This window comes from Rhodanobacter sp. sgz306013 (assembly GCF_057031145.1).
The window spans coordinates 323,195-338,571 of sequence record NZ_JBXCIJ010000002.1 but is presented as its reverse complement, the minus strand read 5'-3'; the positions used below and the strand labels follow the sequence as shown (position 1 = coordinate 338,571).

Annotated in this window: 12 protein-coding genes; 6 read left to right on the top strand and 6 right to left on the bottom strand. The window is 69.0% G+C overall.

Annotation, left to right across the window (positions count from 1 at the left end; all coding sequences use genetic code 11):
* The first annotated feature begins 17 nt into the window (after nt 1–17).
* From AC2EWF_RS06560 to AC2EWF_RS06545, 4 genes are all read left to right on the top strand, one after another.
* Nucleotides 18–1,286, top strand: a complete 1,269-nt coding sequence (locus AC2EWF_RS06560) for a peptidase MATCAP family protein (RefSeq protein WP_483638563.1) — start codon at nt 18–20, stop codon at nt 1,284–1,286.
* 77 nt (nt 1,287–1,363) lie between these two features.
* A complete protein-coding gene (locus AC2EWF_RS06555; protein ID WP_483638562.1) occupies nt 1,364–3,640 on the top strand; it encodes an NADP-dependent malic enzyme in 2,277 nt (758 codons plus the stop codon).
* Between the two features lie 436 nt (nt 3,641–4,076).
* A complete protein-coding gene (aceE, locus tag AC2EWF_RS06550) occupies nt 4,077–6,773 on the top strand; it encodes a pyruvate dehydrogenase (acetyl-transferring), homodimeric type (protein WP_483638561.1) in 2,697 nt (898 codons plus the stop codon).
* A gap of 111 nt (nt 6,774–6,884) precedes the next feature.
* Nucleotides 6,885–7,214, top strand: a complete 330-nt coding sequence (locus AC2EWF_RS06545; protein ID WP_483638560.1) for a hypothetical protein — start codon at nt 6,885–6,887, stop codon at nt 7,212–7,214.
* A gap of 109 nt (nt 7,215–7,323) precedes the next feature.
* On the opposite strand, the gene AC2EWF_RS06540 is transcribed toward AC2EWF_RS06545, so the two are convergent.
* The 5 genes from AC2EWF_RS06540 to AC2EWF_RS06520 form a co-directional block, all read right to left on the bottom strand.
* Complete coding sequence (locus tag AC2EWF_RS06540) at nt 7,324–8,931, bottom strand: MFS transporter (protein ID WP_483638559.1); 1,608 nt, start codon at nt 8,929–8,931, stop codon at nt 7,324–7,326.
* An 85-nt stretch (nt 8,932–9,016) separates the two neighbouring features.
* Nucleotides 9,017–9,334, bottom strand: coding sequence for a hypothetical protein (locus tag AC2EWF_RS06535; RefSeq protein ID WP_483638558.1), 318 nt, complete (start codon nt 9,332–9,334; stop codon nt 9,017–9,019).
* Between the two features lie 75 nt (nt 9,335–9,409).
* A complete protein-coding gene (locus AC2EWF_RS06530; protein ID WP_483639118.1) occupies nt 9,410–10,081 on the bottom strand; it encodes a glutathione S-transferase family protein in 672 nt (223 codons plus the stop codon).
* On the bottom strand, nt 10,078–10,644 hold the full coding sequence (locus tag AC2EWF_RS06525) for a hypothetical protein (protein WP_483638557.1): 567 nt from the start codon (nt 10,642–10,644) through the stop codon (nt 10,078–10,080). The genes AC2EWF_RS06530 and AC2EWF_RS06525 overlap by 4 nt, the downstream gene beginning before the upstream one ends.
* Before the next feature lie 112 nt (nt 10,645–10,756).
* Entirely contained in the window at nt 10,757–12,031 is a 1,275-nt protein-coding gene (locus tag AC2EWF_RS06520) for an MFS transporter (RefSeq protein WP_483638556.1), read from the bottom strand.
* A gap of 146 nt (nt 12,032–12,177) precedes the next feature.
* Here AC2EWF_RS06520 and AC2EWF_RS06515 point away from each other — a divergent pair, with 146 nt between their 5' ends.
* Nucleotides 12,178–12,483 (top strand): DUF3247 family protein, encoded by a 306-nt coding sequence (locus AC2EWF_RS06515; protein WP_483638555.1) that lies wholly within the window; start codon nt 12,178–12,180, stop codon nt 12,481–12,483.
* A gap of 11 nt (nt 12,484–12,494) precedes the next feature.
* Here AC2EWF_RS06515 and AC2EWF_RS06510 read toward each other — a convergent pair whose 3' ends face one another.
* Nucleotides 12,495–14,324 (bottom strand): FAD-binding oxidoreductase, encoded by a 1,830-nt coding sequence (locus tag AC2EWF_RS06510; RefSeq protein WP_483638554.1) that lies wholly within the window; start codon nt 14,322–14,324, stop codon nt 12,495–12,497.
* Between the two features lie 156 nt (nt 14,325–14,480).
* Between AC2EWF_RS06510 and AC2EWF_RS06505 the strand changes: the two genes are divergently transcribed.
* Entirely contained in the window at nt 14,481–15,356 is an 876-nt protein-coding gene (locus AC2EWF_RS06505) for a LytTR family DNA-binding domain-containing protein (protein ID WP_483638553.1), read from the top strand.
* Nucleotides 15,357–15,377: the final 21 nt, after the last annotated feature.

The following is a 15,377-nucleotide window of genomic DNA, read 5'->3' as shown; positions in this document are numbered from 1 at the left end:
GTGATGCGGTGGCACGCATGAACACTCCAGACCCCGGCCTGCGACACTGCGCCGCGCTCGACCAGCGCCTGCTGGCCGCGGTGAAGGGCATCCGCATCCTGTCCACGGTGGCGTGGCCGGCGTCGCTGGAGAACCGCATGATCGCGGACTACGCTGCCGGGCGGTTCGCCTTGCCTGCGGTGCAGTACCAGCGGCCCGACCTCGCCGCCGCGCGCGCCGAGCTGGCGGCGATCGAGCGTGAGACGGCGGCGCTGGGTGGCGATCCGCTGGGCGATTACCTGGCGCGCACCGCCGAGTCCTGGCGCATCGCGGCGGAGATGCTGGAGGCGGTGGGTAGCGACGGGGTCAGCGCGCCGTCGATCGCGCTGTACGGCCGGCCCGGCGATGCGATCCCCGGCAGCCAGCGCAGCAACCTCGACGCGGCGCGCTATTTCGTGGAGCTGTCGGACGAACTGGGCGCCGACCTGCTGGCCGACGATTCCCGCGAGGGCATTAGCGCCGAGACCCTGCGCGACGAGCTGGCGAAAACCCTGGACGATTTCTTCGGCGCGGGCGCGGTGAAGGTGGAGGTCGATCCCGAGCTCACCGCCAAGGCCGCCGCGGGCGCCGCCCGCATCCGGCTGCGCGGCGGCGCCAGTTTCACCGACTACGACCGCCACCAGTTGCTGGCGCACGAGGCGCTGGTGCACACGCTCACCGCGCTGAACGGCCGCGCGCAGCCGCTGCTGGCCTCGCTGGGACGCACCTCGCCGCGCGTCACCGCCACCCAGGAAGGGCTGGCGGTGTTCGCCGAGCTGATGTCGGGCGCGATCGACATCGCGCGGCTTAAGCGCATCAGCCTGCGCATCCTCGCGATCGACATGGCGCTGTCGGGCGCCGACTTCGTCGAGGTCTACAAGTTCTTCGTCGAGCGCGGCCAGAACGCGGCGGACAGCTTCCACTCCGCCCAGCGCGTGTTCCGCGGCGTGCCGCCGGTCGGCGGCGCGGCGTTCGCCAAGGACAACGTGTATCTCAGCGGCTTGCTCACCGTGCATACCTTCTTCCGCTGGGCGATGAAGGAGCGGCGGCTGGAGATGCTGCGCCACCTGTTCGCCGGCAAACTCACCCTGCACGACGTGGTGGCGCTGCAGCCGCACTTCGAATCCGGCGCGATCGCGCCGCCGCGCTGGCTGCCGCCGTGGATGCAGCACGTGCACGGCCTGGCCGGCAAGCTGGCGTTCTCGGTGTTCGTCAACGGAATCCGCATGGGCAAGGTGCATGCCGACGAGCTGTCGCTGAGCGTTTAGCCGCGGCCCGGGCGGTGCCCGGTGCTACCATGTCACGCCGCCTCGCGGCCCCCTGAATTCCACGAAAAGCCCATCCCATGGCCCACTCCGAAGACCTGCGCCGCGCCGCGCTCGAATACCACCGCCATCCGCGCCCGGGCAAGATCAAGGTGAGCCCGACCACGCCGCTGCTGACCCAGCGCGATCTGTCGCTGGCGTATTCACCGGGCGTGGCCTATGCCTGCGAGGCCATCGTCGAGGATCCGAACGCGGCCAGCGAGATGACCGCGCGCGGCAACCTGGTGGCGGTGATCACCAACGGCACCGCGGTGCTGGGCCTGGGCGACATCGGCCCACTGGCCGGCAAGCCGGTGATGGAGGGCAAGGGCGTGCTGTTCCAGAAGTTCGCCGGCATCGACGTGTTCGACATCGAGCTCAACGAGCGCGACCCGGACAAGCTGGTGGACATCATTGCCGCGATGGAGCCCACCTTCGGCGGCATCAATCTCGAGGACATCAAGGCGCCGGAGTGCTTCATCGTCGAGCGCAAGCTGCGCGAGCGGATGAAGATTCCGGTATTCCACGACGACCAGCACGGCACCGCCATTATCGTGGGCGCCGCCATCGTCAATGCGCTGGAAGTGGTGGGCAAGAGGATCGAGGACGTGCGGATCGCCACCACCGGCGCCGGCGCGGCGGGCATCGCCTGCCTCGACATGCTGGTGGCGCTCGGCGCCAAGCCCGAGCACATCCTTGCCTTCGACCGCGAGGGCGTGATCTACCGGGGCCGCGACCACCTCGACCCTGACAAGGCGCGCTACGCGCGCGACACCGACAAGCGCAGCCTGGCCGAGATCGTGGCCGGTGCCGACGTGTTCCTGGGCCTCTCCGCCGGCGGGATACTGAAGCCGGAGATGGTCGCCACCATGGCCGACCGGCCGGTGATCCTGGCGCTGGCCAACCCCAACCCGGAGATCCTGCCCGAGGACGCGAAGAAGGTGCGCCCGGACTGCATCATTGCCACCGGCCGTTCGGATTACCCGAACCAGGTCAACAACGCCCTGTGCTTCCCCTACATCTTCCGCGGCGCGCTGGATGTGGGCGCGACCGGCATCAACGAGGCGATGAAGACGGCCTGCGTGCGCGCCATCGCGGAGCTGGCGCGGATGGAGGCCTCGGACCTCGGCAGCGCCTACGGCGGCGAGATTCCCTCGTTCGGCCCCGAATACCTGATCCCGCGTCCGTTCGACCCGCGCCTGCTGGTGATGCTGGCGCCTGCGGTGGCGCAGGCGGCGATGGATTCGGGCGTGGCGACGCGGCCGATCGCCGACATGGATGCGTACAAGGAGAAGCTCGGCCAGTTCATCTACCGCACCGGCCTGATCATGAAGCCGGTGTACGACCGCGCCCGCTCCGACCTGAAGCGCGTGGTCTACGCCGAAGGCGAGGAAGAGACCGTGCTGCGCGCGGTGCAGTCGGTGGTCGACTACAAGCTGGCCTATCCGATCCTGATCGGCCGGCCCGACGTGATCGAGATGCGCATTCACCGGCTCGGCCTGCGCCTGCGCGCGGGCGTGGATTTCGAGCTCACCAACATCAACGACGATCCCCGCTTCAACGAGTACTGGCAGCAGTACCACGCCATGACCGAGCGCCGCGGGGTGACCCCGGATGCGGCGAAAAACCTGATGCGCTCGCGGCCCACCCTGATCGCCGCGATGATGGTCGAGCGCGGCGAGGCCGACGCGCTGATATGCGGCCTGGTCGGCCGCTATCACAAGAAGCTCGGCTACCTGCGCAGCGTGTTCGGGCTGGACCCGGGCGTGCAGTGCACCTCGGCGATGACCGGCGTGATCAACGACAAGGGCGCATGGTTCTTCCTCGACACCCATGTGCAGCTCGATCCCGGCGCCGAGCAGATCGCCGAGGCCACGCTGCAGGCCATCTACCGGCTCAAGCTGTTCGGCATCGAGCCCAAGGTGGCGCTGCTGTCGCACTCCAACTTCGGCAGCCACGACAACGCCAGCGCGGCAAAGATGCGCAAGGTGCGGGAGATCCTCAAGGCGCGCGCACCCAAGCTGGACATGGACGGCGAAATGCAGGCCGATACCGCCTGGGACGAAACGCTGCGTCGGCGCATCTTCCCCGGCACCACGCTGAGCGGGCGCGCCAACCTGTTCGTATTGCCCAACCTCGACGCCGCCAACATCGTCTACAACATGGTTCGGGTGATGACCGACGGCGTGGCGATCGGGCCGATCCTGATGGGCGTCGACAAGCCCGCGCACATCCTCACCACCTCGTCCAGCGTGCGCCGCGTAGTCAACATGACTGCGGTAGCCGCGGTGGACGCGCAGATCCGGGCGCGCAGCTAGGCGCTTTCCTCGCGACAGCGCCCCGTTTTGGGCAAAGGACCAAGCCTGCGTCGAAACCGGATGCTGCCGGGCCCCGGGACATGCGTTGGACGAACCCGCCCGCCGCGTTGGCCTCCTGCCCCCGGAGGGACGCGGCAAGGGCCATGGATGGCTCCTGCTCCGAGGAGCGAGGAAGAGGATTGAGGCGAGGGGCCCGGTTCGCGAAAGATCCATCGAAACGCTTATGCATACGTTTGCATAGCCGCTGCGTCGCCAACGTGTGCACTCGTCCCATCCCTCCTTCAGCAGCATGCGCCTCCGCATGGCCGTCCATCGACGGACGTCCAACTGGCAGCGATGTGCCGCGAAGGCTAGACTTGGGCGTCGGCCAGCCGCTTCCCCGGCGACGGCTTCCCCTACAGGCATCTGCGCCGCGCGGCGCTGCGGAGAATCTCCCATGGACCAGCTCGACGACATCCTCAACCAGGATCTCGATCCCACCGAAACCCGCGAATGGATCGACTCGCTCAGCGCGGTCATCAGCCACGACGGTACCGAGCGCGCGCACTACCTGCTGGAGCAGATGGTCGACTCGACGCGCCGCGCCGGCGGCTATCTGCCGTTCGACCCCACCACCGCCTACGTCAACACCATCGCGCCGGCGAAGGAGGCGAAGAGCCCGGGCGACGCGGCGATGGAGTGGCGCATCCGCTCCCTGGTCCGCTGGAACGCGATGGCGATGGTGGTGCGGGCGAACCGCAAGCCGGGCGAGCTGGGCGGCCACATCGCCAGCTTCGCGTCCTCGGCCACGCTGTACGACGTGGGCTTCAACCACTTCTGGCGGGCGCCCAGCGCCGACCATCCCGGTGACCTGGTGTTCCACCAGGGCCACTCCAGCCCCGGCATCTACGCACGCTCCTTCCTCGAAGGCCGCCTCGCCGAGGAGCAGCTCGACCTGTTCCGCATGGAAGTGGTCGGCAAGGGCCGCGCCCTGTCGTCTTACCCGCACCCGTGGCTGATGCCGGATTACTGGCAGGTGCCCACGGTGTCGATGGGCCTGGGTCCGATCCAGGCGATCTACCAGGCGCAGTTCTGGAAGTACCTGGAACACCGCGGCCTGATGCCGAAGACCGACCGCAAGATCTGGTGCTTCATGGGTGACGGCGAGACCGACGAGCCGGAGTCGCTGGGCGCGATCGCGCTGGCCGGCCGCGAGGGACTGGACAACCTGGTGTTCGTCATCAACTGCAACCTGCAGCGCCTGGACGGCCCGGTCCGCGGCAACGGCAAGATCATCCAGGAGCTGGAAGGCGTGTTCCGCGGCGCCGGCTGGAACGCCATCAAGTTGATCTGGGGCAGCTACTGGGACCCGCTGCTCGCGCGCGACAAGGACGGCGTGCTGCGCAAGCTGATGATGGAGACGGTCGACGGCGAGTACCAGGCCTGCAAGGCTTTCGGCGGCGCGTACACGCGCGAACACTTCTTCGGCAAGTACCCGCAGACGCGCGAGATGGTCGCCAACCTCAGCGACGACGACATCTGGCGCCTCAACCGCGGCGGCCACGACCCGCACAAGGTCTACGCGGCCTATCACGCCGCCTCGCAGACCAAGGGCATGCCCACCGTGATCCTCGCCAAGACGGTGAAGGGCTACGGCATGGGCATCGGCACCGGCGAGTCGCAGAACCCCACGCACCAGCAGAAGAAGCTGGACGACGAGGCGGTGCGGCATTTCCGCGACCGCTTCCAGATTCCGGTGCCGGACGACAAGCTGGCTGACGTGCCCTACTACCACCCCGGCAAGAACTCGCCGGAAGTGGAATACATGCTGGAGCGCCGCCGCGCGCTGGGCGGCTTCCTGCCGCAGCGCCGCCGCAAGGCCGACGCCAAGCTGAAGGCGCCGGACCTGGCCGCGTTCGAGCAGATCACCAAGGGCACCGGCGAGCGCGAGATCAGCACCACCATGGCGCTGGTGCGCGGCATGAACCTGCTGCTGCGCGACAAGCAGCTCGGCGAGCGCGTGGTGCCGATCGTGGCCGACGAGGCGCGTACCTTCGGCATGGAAGGCATGTTCCGCCAGATCGGCATCTACGCGCCGTTCGGCCAGAAATACCGCCCGCAGGATTCCGACCAGCTGCTGTACTACCGCGAAGACCAGAAGGGCCAGGTACTGCAGGAAGGCATCTCCGAGGCCGGCGGCATGGCCGCCTGGATGGCCGCGGCCACCAGCTACAGCATCAGCAACCAGGCGATGCTGCCGTTCTTCATCTACTACTCGATGTTCGGCTTCCAGCGCATCGGCGACCTGTGCTGGGCCGCCGGCGACATGCGCGCGCGCGGCTTCCTGGTGGGCGGCACCTCGGGCCGCACCACGTTGAACGGCGAAGGCCTGCAGCACGAGGACGGCCATTCGCACCTGATGGCCGGTACCATCCCGAACGTGAAGGCCTACGACCCCACGTTCTCCTACGAGGTGGCGGTGATCCTGCAGGACGGCGTGCGCAGCATGATGCAGGAGCAGGAAGACCACTATTACTACGTCACCGTGATGAACGAGAACTACGTTCATCCGGACATGCCCGAAGGCAGCGCCGAGGGCATCATCAAGGGCATGTACCTGTTCAAGGACGGCGGCAAGCCCAAGAAGGGCGAGCCGCGGGTGCAGCTGCTGGGTTCCGGCACCATCCTGCGCGAGGTGATCGCGGCGGCCGAACTGCTGGAGAAGGACTTCGGCGTGAAGTCCGACATCTGGTCCTGCCCCAGCTTCGTCGAGTTGCGCCGCGACGGCTTCGACGCCGAGCGCTGGAACCGCCTGCATCCGGAAGCCGAGCAGCGCGTGCCCTACGTCACCAGCCTGCTGGAGGGCCGTGGCGGCCCGGCGATCGCCGCCACCGACTACGTGCGCGAGTACGCCGACCAGATCCGCGCCTTCATGCCCGACGGCATGCGCTACACGGTGCTCGGCACCGACGGCTACGGCCGCTCCGACACCCGCGCGCACCTGCGCGAGTTCTTCGAGGTGGACCGCCACTGGATCGCCCACGCCGCGCTGGCCGCGCTGGCGAAGGACGGCAAGGTCAACGCCAAGGACGTGGCCCGCGCGATCAAGGAATACAAGCTCGATCCGGAGAAGCCCAACCCGACCACGGTGTAAGCCGTTTTCGGTTGGCAAAACAAAACCCGCCGTTGGCGGGTTTTGTTTTGCGGCGACAGCGGTTAGCTATTCTGCCAATCTGTCACCTTGCATCGGGCTTCGCAGATGGGCGTGACTGCCAAGGTCATCGCGGTGACCATCGTCATGGTTCCCGTGCTCTACATCGGTGCTTGCAGCGCGATTTCGTTCGATCGGAATCGTGGTTTCGCCTTGGTGAAAGAGGGCGACACTGAGCAACAGGTGATTGCTGCGATGGGCGAGCCTGCTGACCGTGAGATCCCGAGCAACCGACTGGCGAAATATGGCTCACCCGAATGCCGTGATCCATGTGTCCAGCGCCTGTGGTACCCCAACTACCTGGGCTTGGTCGGTGAAGCATGGTCTGTGGAACTTGATGCAAGTGGGCATGTGGTGCACACCGCCCACATCGTTTCGCCCTGAGTAATGCGTCAGCCCAGGATGATGCGTCGTCATGTGAGGCTTGGTAGGTCACCGGCGGCAGACACCAATGGGATGCTTGGTTCGTGGTGGACCTGCATTGGGATGGAGGTCACTCCGATAACCTGCGCTGGATCGCCTCCAGCGCATGCCCGCGGGTCTCGACCCCGTGGCGCGCCAGCAGCCAGCCGGCCGCGGCCATCGGCAGGGCGATCAACAGCGCCGACAGCGCGAAGTGCGAGAACAGCCCGAGCACGCCCAGGCCCGCGCCGAGGATGCCGCCGGCCTTCGAGCTGGCGGCGATCAGCCCCGAGCCGGTGCCGCGCAGGTGCACCGGATAGATCTCCGCCGAATACGGCAGCATGGTGGCGATCACGCCGCCGCTGCTCACCAGCAGCGCCACCGTGGCGGCGACGGTGAGCGCAGCATCGCGCGCATCGGTGAGCGCGATCGCGCAGAACCCCAGCAGCGCCAGTGCGGTCAGCGCGATGAGCAGCACCAGGCTGCGGAAGCTGCTCCAGCGCTGGTACAGCCACACCACCACGGCGGTACCTGGCACCGCGAGCAGCGCCGAACGCGCCAGCAGCGCACTGGCGCCGTGGGCGTCCACGCCCAGGCGGGTGAGGTTGGCCGGCAGCCATAGCAGGAAGCCGAAGTTCACCAGTCCCCAGGCCAGTCCGCAGGTTGCCAGCCCTGCGGTGATGCGCGCCTGGCGGCCACGCAGCAGCTGGCGCAGGTCGGCCGCCGGATGCAGGCTCTCCAGGATGGGCGGATCGGCATCGGTGCCGGCCGGGTCGGCGACCACCGAGTTGCGCGTGCCGGTGAAGCGGGCCAGCGCCGCGCGGGCCTGCGCGTGCAGACCCGCGTTGGAGAGGAAGCGCGGCGATTCGGGAATGTAGCGGTTGAGGAATACGATCAGCGCGCCGGTCGGCAGGTTCAGCAGCCACAGCGAGCGCCAGCTGAAGCTGGGCTCCAGCAAGGTGGCGGCGCCGGAAGCGGCGAGATAGCCGGCCGAAGTGCCCACCCCGCCCAGTGCCACCAGCAGCCAGCCGCGATGCGCGGCGGGGATCGTCTCGGCCATCAGGGTGAATGCGATCGGCAGCATGCCGCCGGCCGCCGCGCCCATCAGGAAGCACATCACGAGATTCCAGCTGAAGGCCGGCATCGTGCCGCAGATCGCGGTGCCCATGAACAGGATCGCCGACAGCAGGATCGCCGCGCGGCGCCCGAACAGGTCGGCCAGCCGCCCCCAGGCCAGCGAGCCGAGCGCAGTACCGGTGAGCGCCGACAACGCCAGCCAGCCCGCGGTGCTCATGCCGATGCGGTATTCCGCGGTCATGCCGGGCATCACGAAGGCCAGCGACGCGGGCTTCATCACGTCGATCGCCAGCGCCACCGCCAGCGCCGCCACCAGCGTCCAGTGCGCATGCTGCAGCGGCACGCCGTCGGCGATGTGGAAGTGGCGGCGGTTGTCGTGGTCGTGCAGGCTCTGCCGAAGCTGGGCCATGTGCGGCATCAGGCCGTAGCCGGCCAGCAGCACGCCGCAGGGAATCAGCACCATGCCCACCGCCATCGGCGCGTCCATCGCCATGCCGGCCAGCTGGTAATGCATCGGCGCTGCCATCAGGTACATCGGCAGGTGCAGCAGCACGCCTACCGCGACCGCGACGCAGCCCAGCCAGAACGCGAGCGGATGATGAAAACGCAGTTCCGGTGGCATGACGGCAGTCGGCTGGGCAGGCAGCCGCCAGCTTAACAGCGGCCGCAACATGCAGCCGCAGCGCGGGCCCCGCCGGGAGGCGGGTTCAGTCCTCGTCGTTGTCGCGCAGGATCCGGCGCAGCAGAAGGAAGGCGCCGACGGTGCCGGCCACGATCGCGACGGCGGCGACCGGGTGACGGTTCACCTGGCGCTTCAACCGCCGGTAGCGGTAGTTCGTTTCGTCGACGAAATCCTCGGCGGCACGCGCCAGCCGGCGGCGGTAGTCGTCGCCGTCGAAACGCGCCGCCGCGTGTCGGCCGCGGGTGATCCAGCCGCGCGCCGTGTCGCTGGCGCCATCGGCGTAGCGGCGCACGCGGTCGCCGAGTTCGTCCATGCCATGTTCGATGTCGCGGCGGGTACTCATGACGTACTCCTGTAGGGAACCGCGTCACGCTGCCAGCGCCGGCGTGAGCCGCGTGTAAAGGAGGCGTACTCGCGTTCAGCCAGCCAGTGCGTAGGCGCCGCCGCGCTCCAGCGCGCGCCGATACGCCGGCCGTGCGTGGATGCGCTCGAGGAAGGCCCACAGCCGCGGGCGGACGGCGTCGAGGCCGGCGCGTGCAGCCGCCGCCTCCAGCGGAAAGCTCAGCGCGATGTCGGCGACGCTGAATGCGTCGCCGCCGAACCATGCGTTCTTGCCCAGTTCGGCTTCGAGATAATCCAGGTGCAGTGCGATCTGCGGATCGACGAAGCCGCGCTGCACCTTGGCGGCGACGCTTTTCGCCACCGGGCGCACGAAGAATGGCGCGGGAGCGGACTCGACCCGGCGGAAAACCAGTTTCAGCAGCAGCGGCGGCATCAACGAGCCCTCCGCGTAATGCAGCCAGTAGTCGCAGCGCAGGCCCGGCGGCGTGCCGCGCGGTGGCATCAGCGTGCCGTTGCCGTACCGGTCGCCCAGGTAACCGAGGATCGCGCCGGACTCGGCCAGCACCAGCCCGCCGTCCTCGATGACCGGCGACTTGCCGAGCGGATGCACCGCGCGCAGCTCCGGCGGCGCCAGCATCGTCTTCGGGTCGCGCTGGTAGCGCCTGATCTCGTAGGGCAGGCCAAGCTCCTCCAGCAGCCAAAGCACGCGCTGCGAGCGCGAGTTGTTGAGATGATGAACGACGATCACGGCGAGGCCTTCCACGGGCGGAATTCGGCGCGGACCGGCGCGCTGCACAGGCGCCGGAGGATCCAGCCGAACAGTACGCACAGGCCCAGTGCCACCAGCGCGCTGAACACCTGCACGGCGCGCAGGAAGCCGCGCATCACCACGGCCATGTCGGCCGGCGCGCCGAACGCCTGCATGAAGCCCGGCATCGAGCCCATGAACCACCATTGCCATGCCAGCCCCAGCAGCTGATAGGCGATGGCGACGCCCATCAGGCCGACGAACAGGCGCCGTGCCCACTCGTGCCGGCGCAGCAGGCCGATGGCGGCGACCAGCGTGAGGGCCGAGACCAGCAGGAAAGCGCGGAAGAACCAGGCGAAATGGCCGAACATCCAGTGCATCGGCACCGGCAGGCCCGGTGGCAGCGGTGGCTGCTGCGACGCCTGCTGCATCGCGGGCAGGAACAGCCATTGCAGCATCAGGTTCTGCAGCACCGCGATCAACGTGGCGAAGCCGGACAGGCCGATGAACACCCAGGCCAGCACAGTGACGAAGGTGGAACGCAGGGGCGGCGGCGCGGACATGCGCGACTCTCCGTGGTGGGCTTGGCCGCTCCAGCATCGCGGGTTTGCGCGCGCCGGGCAATGGCGCGGCAAGGCGGCGGCGTGGCATCCATGGCGCGCAGGGATCCCGTCGTTAGAGCGTGCCCGCCGCGGCCTCCGCCTCGTCCGCGGCGGGCTCCACGTGCAGTCGCTGGCGCCGGCGCAGCCCGGGGAACATCGCCATCCACAGGCCCACCACCACCAGGGTGCCCAGGCCGCCGACCGCCGCGGAACCCACCGCGCCCAGCCATGCGGCGACCATGCCCGACTCGAACTCGCCGAGCTGGTTGGAGGTGTTGATGAAGATGGAATTCACCGCGTTGACCCGGCCGCGCATCGCATCGGGGGTGTCCAGCTGCACCAGCGAGCCGCGGATCACCATGCTCACCATGTCGAACGCGCCCAGCGCGAACAGCGCGGCCAACGACAGCCACAGTGCGGTGGAGACCGCGAACACCAGGGTCGCCACGCCGAAGCCGGCGACGGAGGCGAACATGGTCATGCCCACGCGGCGCTGCAGATCGTGCCTGGCCAGCCACAGCGACATCAGCAGCGCGCCTACCGCGGGCGCCGCGCGCAGCAGGCCCAGCCCCCACGGCCCGGTATGCAGGATGTCGCGCGCGAAGATCGGCAGCAGCGAGGTGACGCCGCCCAGCAGCACCGCGAACAGGTCCAGCGAGATCACGCCCAGCACGTCCTTGCGCTCGCGGATGAAATGCACGCCGGCGAACAGCGTCTTCAGCGTGGCCGGCTCGCGCCTCGGCGGTGCCTGCTCGTAGCGCAGCAGCGCCATCATGCCGGCGGCGACGAGATACAGCGCGGCGGCGCTCAGGTACACCACCCCCGGACCCGCCACGTAGAGCAGGCCGCCCACCGCGGGGCCGAGGATCATCGCCATCTGGAACGCGGAGCCGCTCACCGCCACGGCGCGCGGCAGGATCGCCGGAGGCACCAGCGCCGGCAGCAGCGATTGCATCGAGGGCGACTCGAACGCCTTGGCCACGCCGATCACGAACACCAGCAGCAGGATGCCGGCCTCATGGACGCGGCCGAGCAGGGTCAGCACGGCCAGCAGCACGATGGCGGCCCATTCCACGATCTGCCCGATCAGCACCACGCGCCGCCGCTCGAACTGGTCGGCCACGTGCCCGGCCGGCAGCGCCAGCAGCACCGAGGGGATGAACTGCACCAGGCCGATCAGGCCGAGGTCGAAGGCACGCCCGGTGATCGCGTAGATCTGCCAGCCTACCGCCACCGACAGCATCTGGAAGCCGAAGCCGGAGGCGATGCGCGCGCACCAGAACTGCAGGAAGGCGCGGTGGCGCAGCGGCGAATCCGCTGCGGTGGACGAGGGCGTGGGCTTCGACATGGGAATCCTTGGGGCGCGCGCATTGTAGTCGCATCGCACCTGCCGGCCGCCGGCGGGGCTTGACGCCGCCATGCCGCGGATTTGATCCGGGCTTTCCCTGCGCGCCGCTACGGTGGAGGCAGATTTCCACCTGGAGGCATGCGCCAATGGGCAGGTCCGCCAAACACGTCTACTCCGATCCGGCCGCCGTGCACGCGCTCCAGGCGCTTGCGGGCGAACTCCCCGCCAACGGGCACGTGCGCCTGGTGTTGAAGGACGGCGGCACCTGCGAGGGCGTGGTCGCCGAACGCGCCACCGTGCAGGTCTACTACGACCCCGCGGAGCGGCGCCAGGGCATCAACGGCGAGCTGCGGCTGGAGCGCCCGGACGAGCCCGATTGGCACCGCTGGATGTGGCTGGACGAGATCGCCCGCGTGGAGCATCTCGACTCCACGCTGGGCAGCGAAAACTGAGCGGGTCCGCCTCACGTCCGCAATCGGGTGAAGCCGTCCGCGCTCCACTCCTCGCTGCCCACGCCGTGGTGCACGAAGAACAGGCCGTCGGGGTCGTACTTGCGCTTCGCCGCGGCGAGGCGCGGATAGTTGCTGCCCCAGAATCCCCGCTGCCAGTCGCGCAGGAAGAAGTCGCTTTCCGAGACGTAGGAACCGGCGTCCGGCGCCACCGCGCGCAGCGCCTCCATCGTCTTGTCGACAGCCGCTGCCATGCGCCGCGCCATGGCCAGATCGGGTTTGGCACCCGGCATGCCGGGAAAGGCGGGGTCGTCGCCGCTGGCGCTGATGGCGAGGGCGAAGGCGTCCAGCACCTGCGGATGCGTGGCCGTGTCGCGGGCGCGGGCAATCGCGTCGGCGGGCGCGCCGGCCAGCCCCTTGTTGAAGTGCAACGAGACACCCTGGTGCTGCGCGGCTTCGAACAAGGCCTCCGCCAGGGGCGCCTGCCGCCCCGGCTGCAGCAGCGAAGCCGGCAGCCAGGCCGACTGGTAGCCCTGAATGAACCAGCCGGCCTGTTCCCGGTCGCCGGCCCATACGAAGCGGTCGCGCGGCGCCTCCGGCCGGTCGTCCGACACGATCGCGTCCGGCAGGTATTTGCGGAGGAATTCGGCGTCCCATAGATGCCGGGCCGGCGCCGCCAGCGCCTGGAACGGTTTGGTGACGTGGCAGTCCTTGCGGGCCTCCACCCAGGCCAGGAAGGGTGCCCAGATCTGCTCGGCCTGCTGCTTGGTGAGGTCCTGGAACATCATGGAGACCTCGAAGGTGTCGCCACCGTAGAACTTCATCTGCTCGCCCCAGTGCGGGTTGAACAGCGCGCGCTGGTAGAAGCCCACCGCCTCGGCGATCAGGGCGCGGTACGCCGCATCCGAGTCGGCCTTGACGGTGAGGTTGACGCCCCCGAAGAAGTCGGGCAGTTCGAAGGTACGCAGGGTCAGCCGCGTGACCATGCCCAGGCTGCCGCCGCCGCCGCCCTTGAGACCCCAGAACAGCTCAGGGTTCGTGCGGGCGTTGGCGATGCGCACCCGGCCGTCGGCGGTGACGACCTCCGCCTCCAGCAGGTTGGACGCCGCGGTACCCCAGCGCTTCGAGAGGCTGCCGAAGCCGCCGCTCTGCACCAGCCCCGCCACGCCCACCGTGGTGCAGCCGCCGCCCTGCACATAGCGGCCGCCGCGGGTGGTCACGGCGTTGTAGGCGTCGATCCACATGGCGCCCGCCTGCACGCTCACCGCCGCCTGCGGTGCCAGGTGGCCGGCGCAGCCTTGCGGCACGAAGGCGTCGTGCAGGTCCACCTGATTCATGTGGCGGGTCCACACCAGCAGCGAATCCGGCGCGTCCGAGGTGCCCTGGTAGCTGTGGCCGCCGCCCTTCACCACCAGCCGCAGATGGTGCTTGCGGGCGAAGTTGACGGCTGCGACCACGTCGGCCGCATGCTCGGCGGCCACGGCGTAGGCGCTGGGTTGCGAGGTCCAGGCATCGGCCCAGCCGCTGGTCTGGGTCAGCGCCGGGTTGTCGCCCACCGCAAAGGGGTTGTCCAGTTGCTTGAGCGCCTGTGCGCAGGCGCCGCCCGGCGGCGATGCATCGCAATGGGCGAATGGCGATTCCAGCTTCAGCAGCCGGCCGCCGACTTGCCGCTTCAGCTGCGCCCATTCCGCGGCGGCGGGCCAGCCCGGCTGGCCCGGGCGCAGCCGCGAACGCAGGGCCGTCGTGAGCGCGCCGGTGCCGCGGGCGAGGGCCGTGCCGTTGCGCATCAGCAAGGGCAGCAGGGGCAGGGTGACGGCCGCCTTCAGCAAGTCGCGCCTTTTCATCGTATCGCTCCGGAGGGGATGGACGGCGGCCAGCGTGGACCTGCGCCGCCGCCGTTCCCAGTGCAGGGGGACGGATCGCGGGCTGTCGGGGACGAACCGACCCGGGTGGGGGACGGGTGCGTGGGGATTTCGCCGCGGCCACGTAGAATCGCCGGCATGAACGAGCAGGCGGATGGCGGATACAGGGACTTCCAGCGTTGGCCCCGCTCGGTCGAGGTGGCCTTCTGGGTGGCGCTGTCCATCCTCAACACGGTGTTCAACGGTCTCGTTGCGCAGATCGACCACGCACGCACGGCGGCCTGGGAACCGTGGGTGTGGGAATCGAGCAGCGCGCTGCTGGTCCTGCTGCTGATCCCCTTCGTCAGGACGGTGGAGCGGCGCTGGCCGTTCCGCTTCGATACCTGGCGCCACAGCCTGCCCAGGCACCTGCTGGCCAGTCTGGCATTCAGCCTGTTGCACGTGGCCGGCATGGTCGGGCTGCGCAAGCTGGCTTACGAGGCGGTGGGCCGGCACTACCGTTTCGGTGCCTGGTGGCCGAACTTCGGCTACGAGTACCTGAAGGACATCCGCAGCTATTTCCTCATCGTCGCGCTGATCTGCCTGTCGCGGCTGTGGCTGCTGCGCCAGCAAGGCGAGGCGACGTTGCTGGCCGAGCCGGACGAGGGGCCGCCGGTGGAGCCGGTGGACCGGCCGGAGCGGTTCCTGGTGCGCAAGCTGGGCAAGGAGTTCCTGGTCAACGCCAGCGAGATCGAATGGCTGCAGGCCGCGGGCAATTACGTGAACCTGCACGTGCGGGGACGCGATTACCCGCTGCGCAGCACGATGGCCGGCATCGAGGCGCGGCTGGACCCGGCGCGCTTCCTGCGCGTGCACCGCGGCTATTTCGTCAACCTCGACTACCTCGCCGAGATCGAGCCGCTGGACACCGGCGATGCGCGCCTGCATCTGCGCGATGGCACCAGCATCCCGTGCAGCCGGCGTTATCGCACCGCCCTGCGCGAGCGCTATGGCGCGCCGGTGGCAGCGGAGTGAGCCGTGCCGCGCTTGCGTCGC

Bases quoted from the DNA above. Each gene is read 5' to 3' on its own strand.
- AC2EWF_RS06560 (WP_483638563.1), top strand. From the start codon at position 18: ATGAACACTCCAGACCCCGGCCTGCGACACTGCGCCGCGCTCGACCAG.
- AC2EWF_RS06555 (WP_483638562.1), top strand. From the start codon at position 1,364: ATGGCCCACTCCGAAGACCTGCGCCGCGCCGCGCTCGAATACCACCGC.
- aceE (WP_483638561.1), top strand. From the start codon at position 4,077: ATGGACCAGCTCGACGACATCCTCAACCAGGATCTCGATCCCACCGAA.
- AC2EWF_RS06540 (WP_483638559.1), bottom strand. From the start codon at position 8,931: ATGCCACCGGAACTGCGTTTTCATCATCCGCTCGCGTTCTGGCTGGGC.
- AC2EWF_RS06535 (WP_483638558.1), bottom strand. From the start codon at position 9,334: ATGAGTACCCGCCGCGACATCGAACATGGCATGGACGAACTCGGCGAC.
- AC2EWF_RS06525 (WP_483638557.1), bottom strand. From the start codon at position 10,644: ATGTCCGCGCCGCCGCCCCTGCGTTCCACCTTCGTCACTGTGCTGGCC.
- AC2EWF_RS06520 (WP_483638556.1), bottom strand. From the start codon at position 12,031: ATGTCGAAGCCCACGCCCTCGTCCACCGCAGCGGATTCGCCGCTGCGC.
- AC2EWF_RS06515 (WP_483638555.1), top strand. From the start codon at position 12,178: ATGGGCAGGTCCGCCAAACACGTCTACTCCGATCCGGCCGCCGTGCAC.
- AC2EWF_RS06510 (WP_483638554.1), bottom strand. From the start codon at position 14,324: ATGAAAAGGCGCGACTTGCTGAAGGCGGCCGTCACCCTGCCCCTGCTG.
- AC2EWF_RS06505 (WP_483638553.1), top strand. From the start codon at position 14,481: ATGAACGAGCAGGCGGATGGCGGATACAGGGACTTCCAGCGTTGGCCC.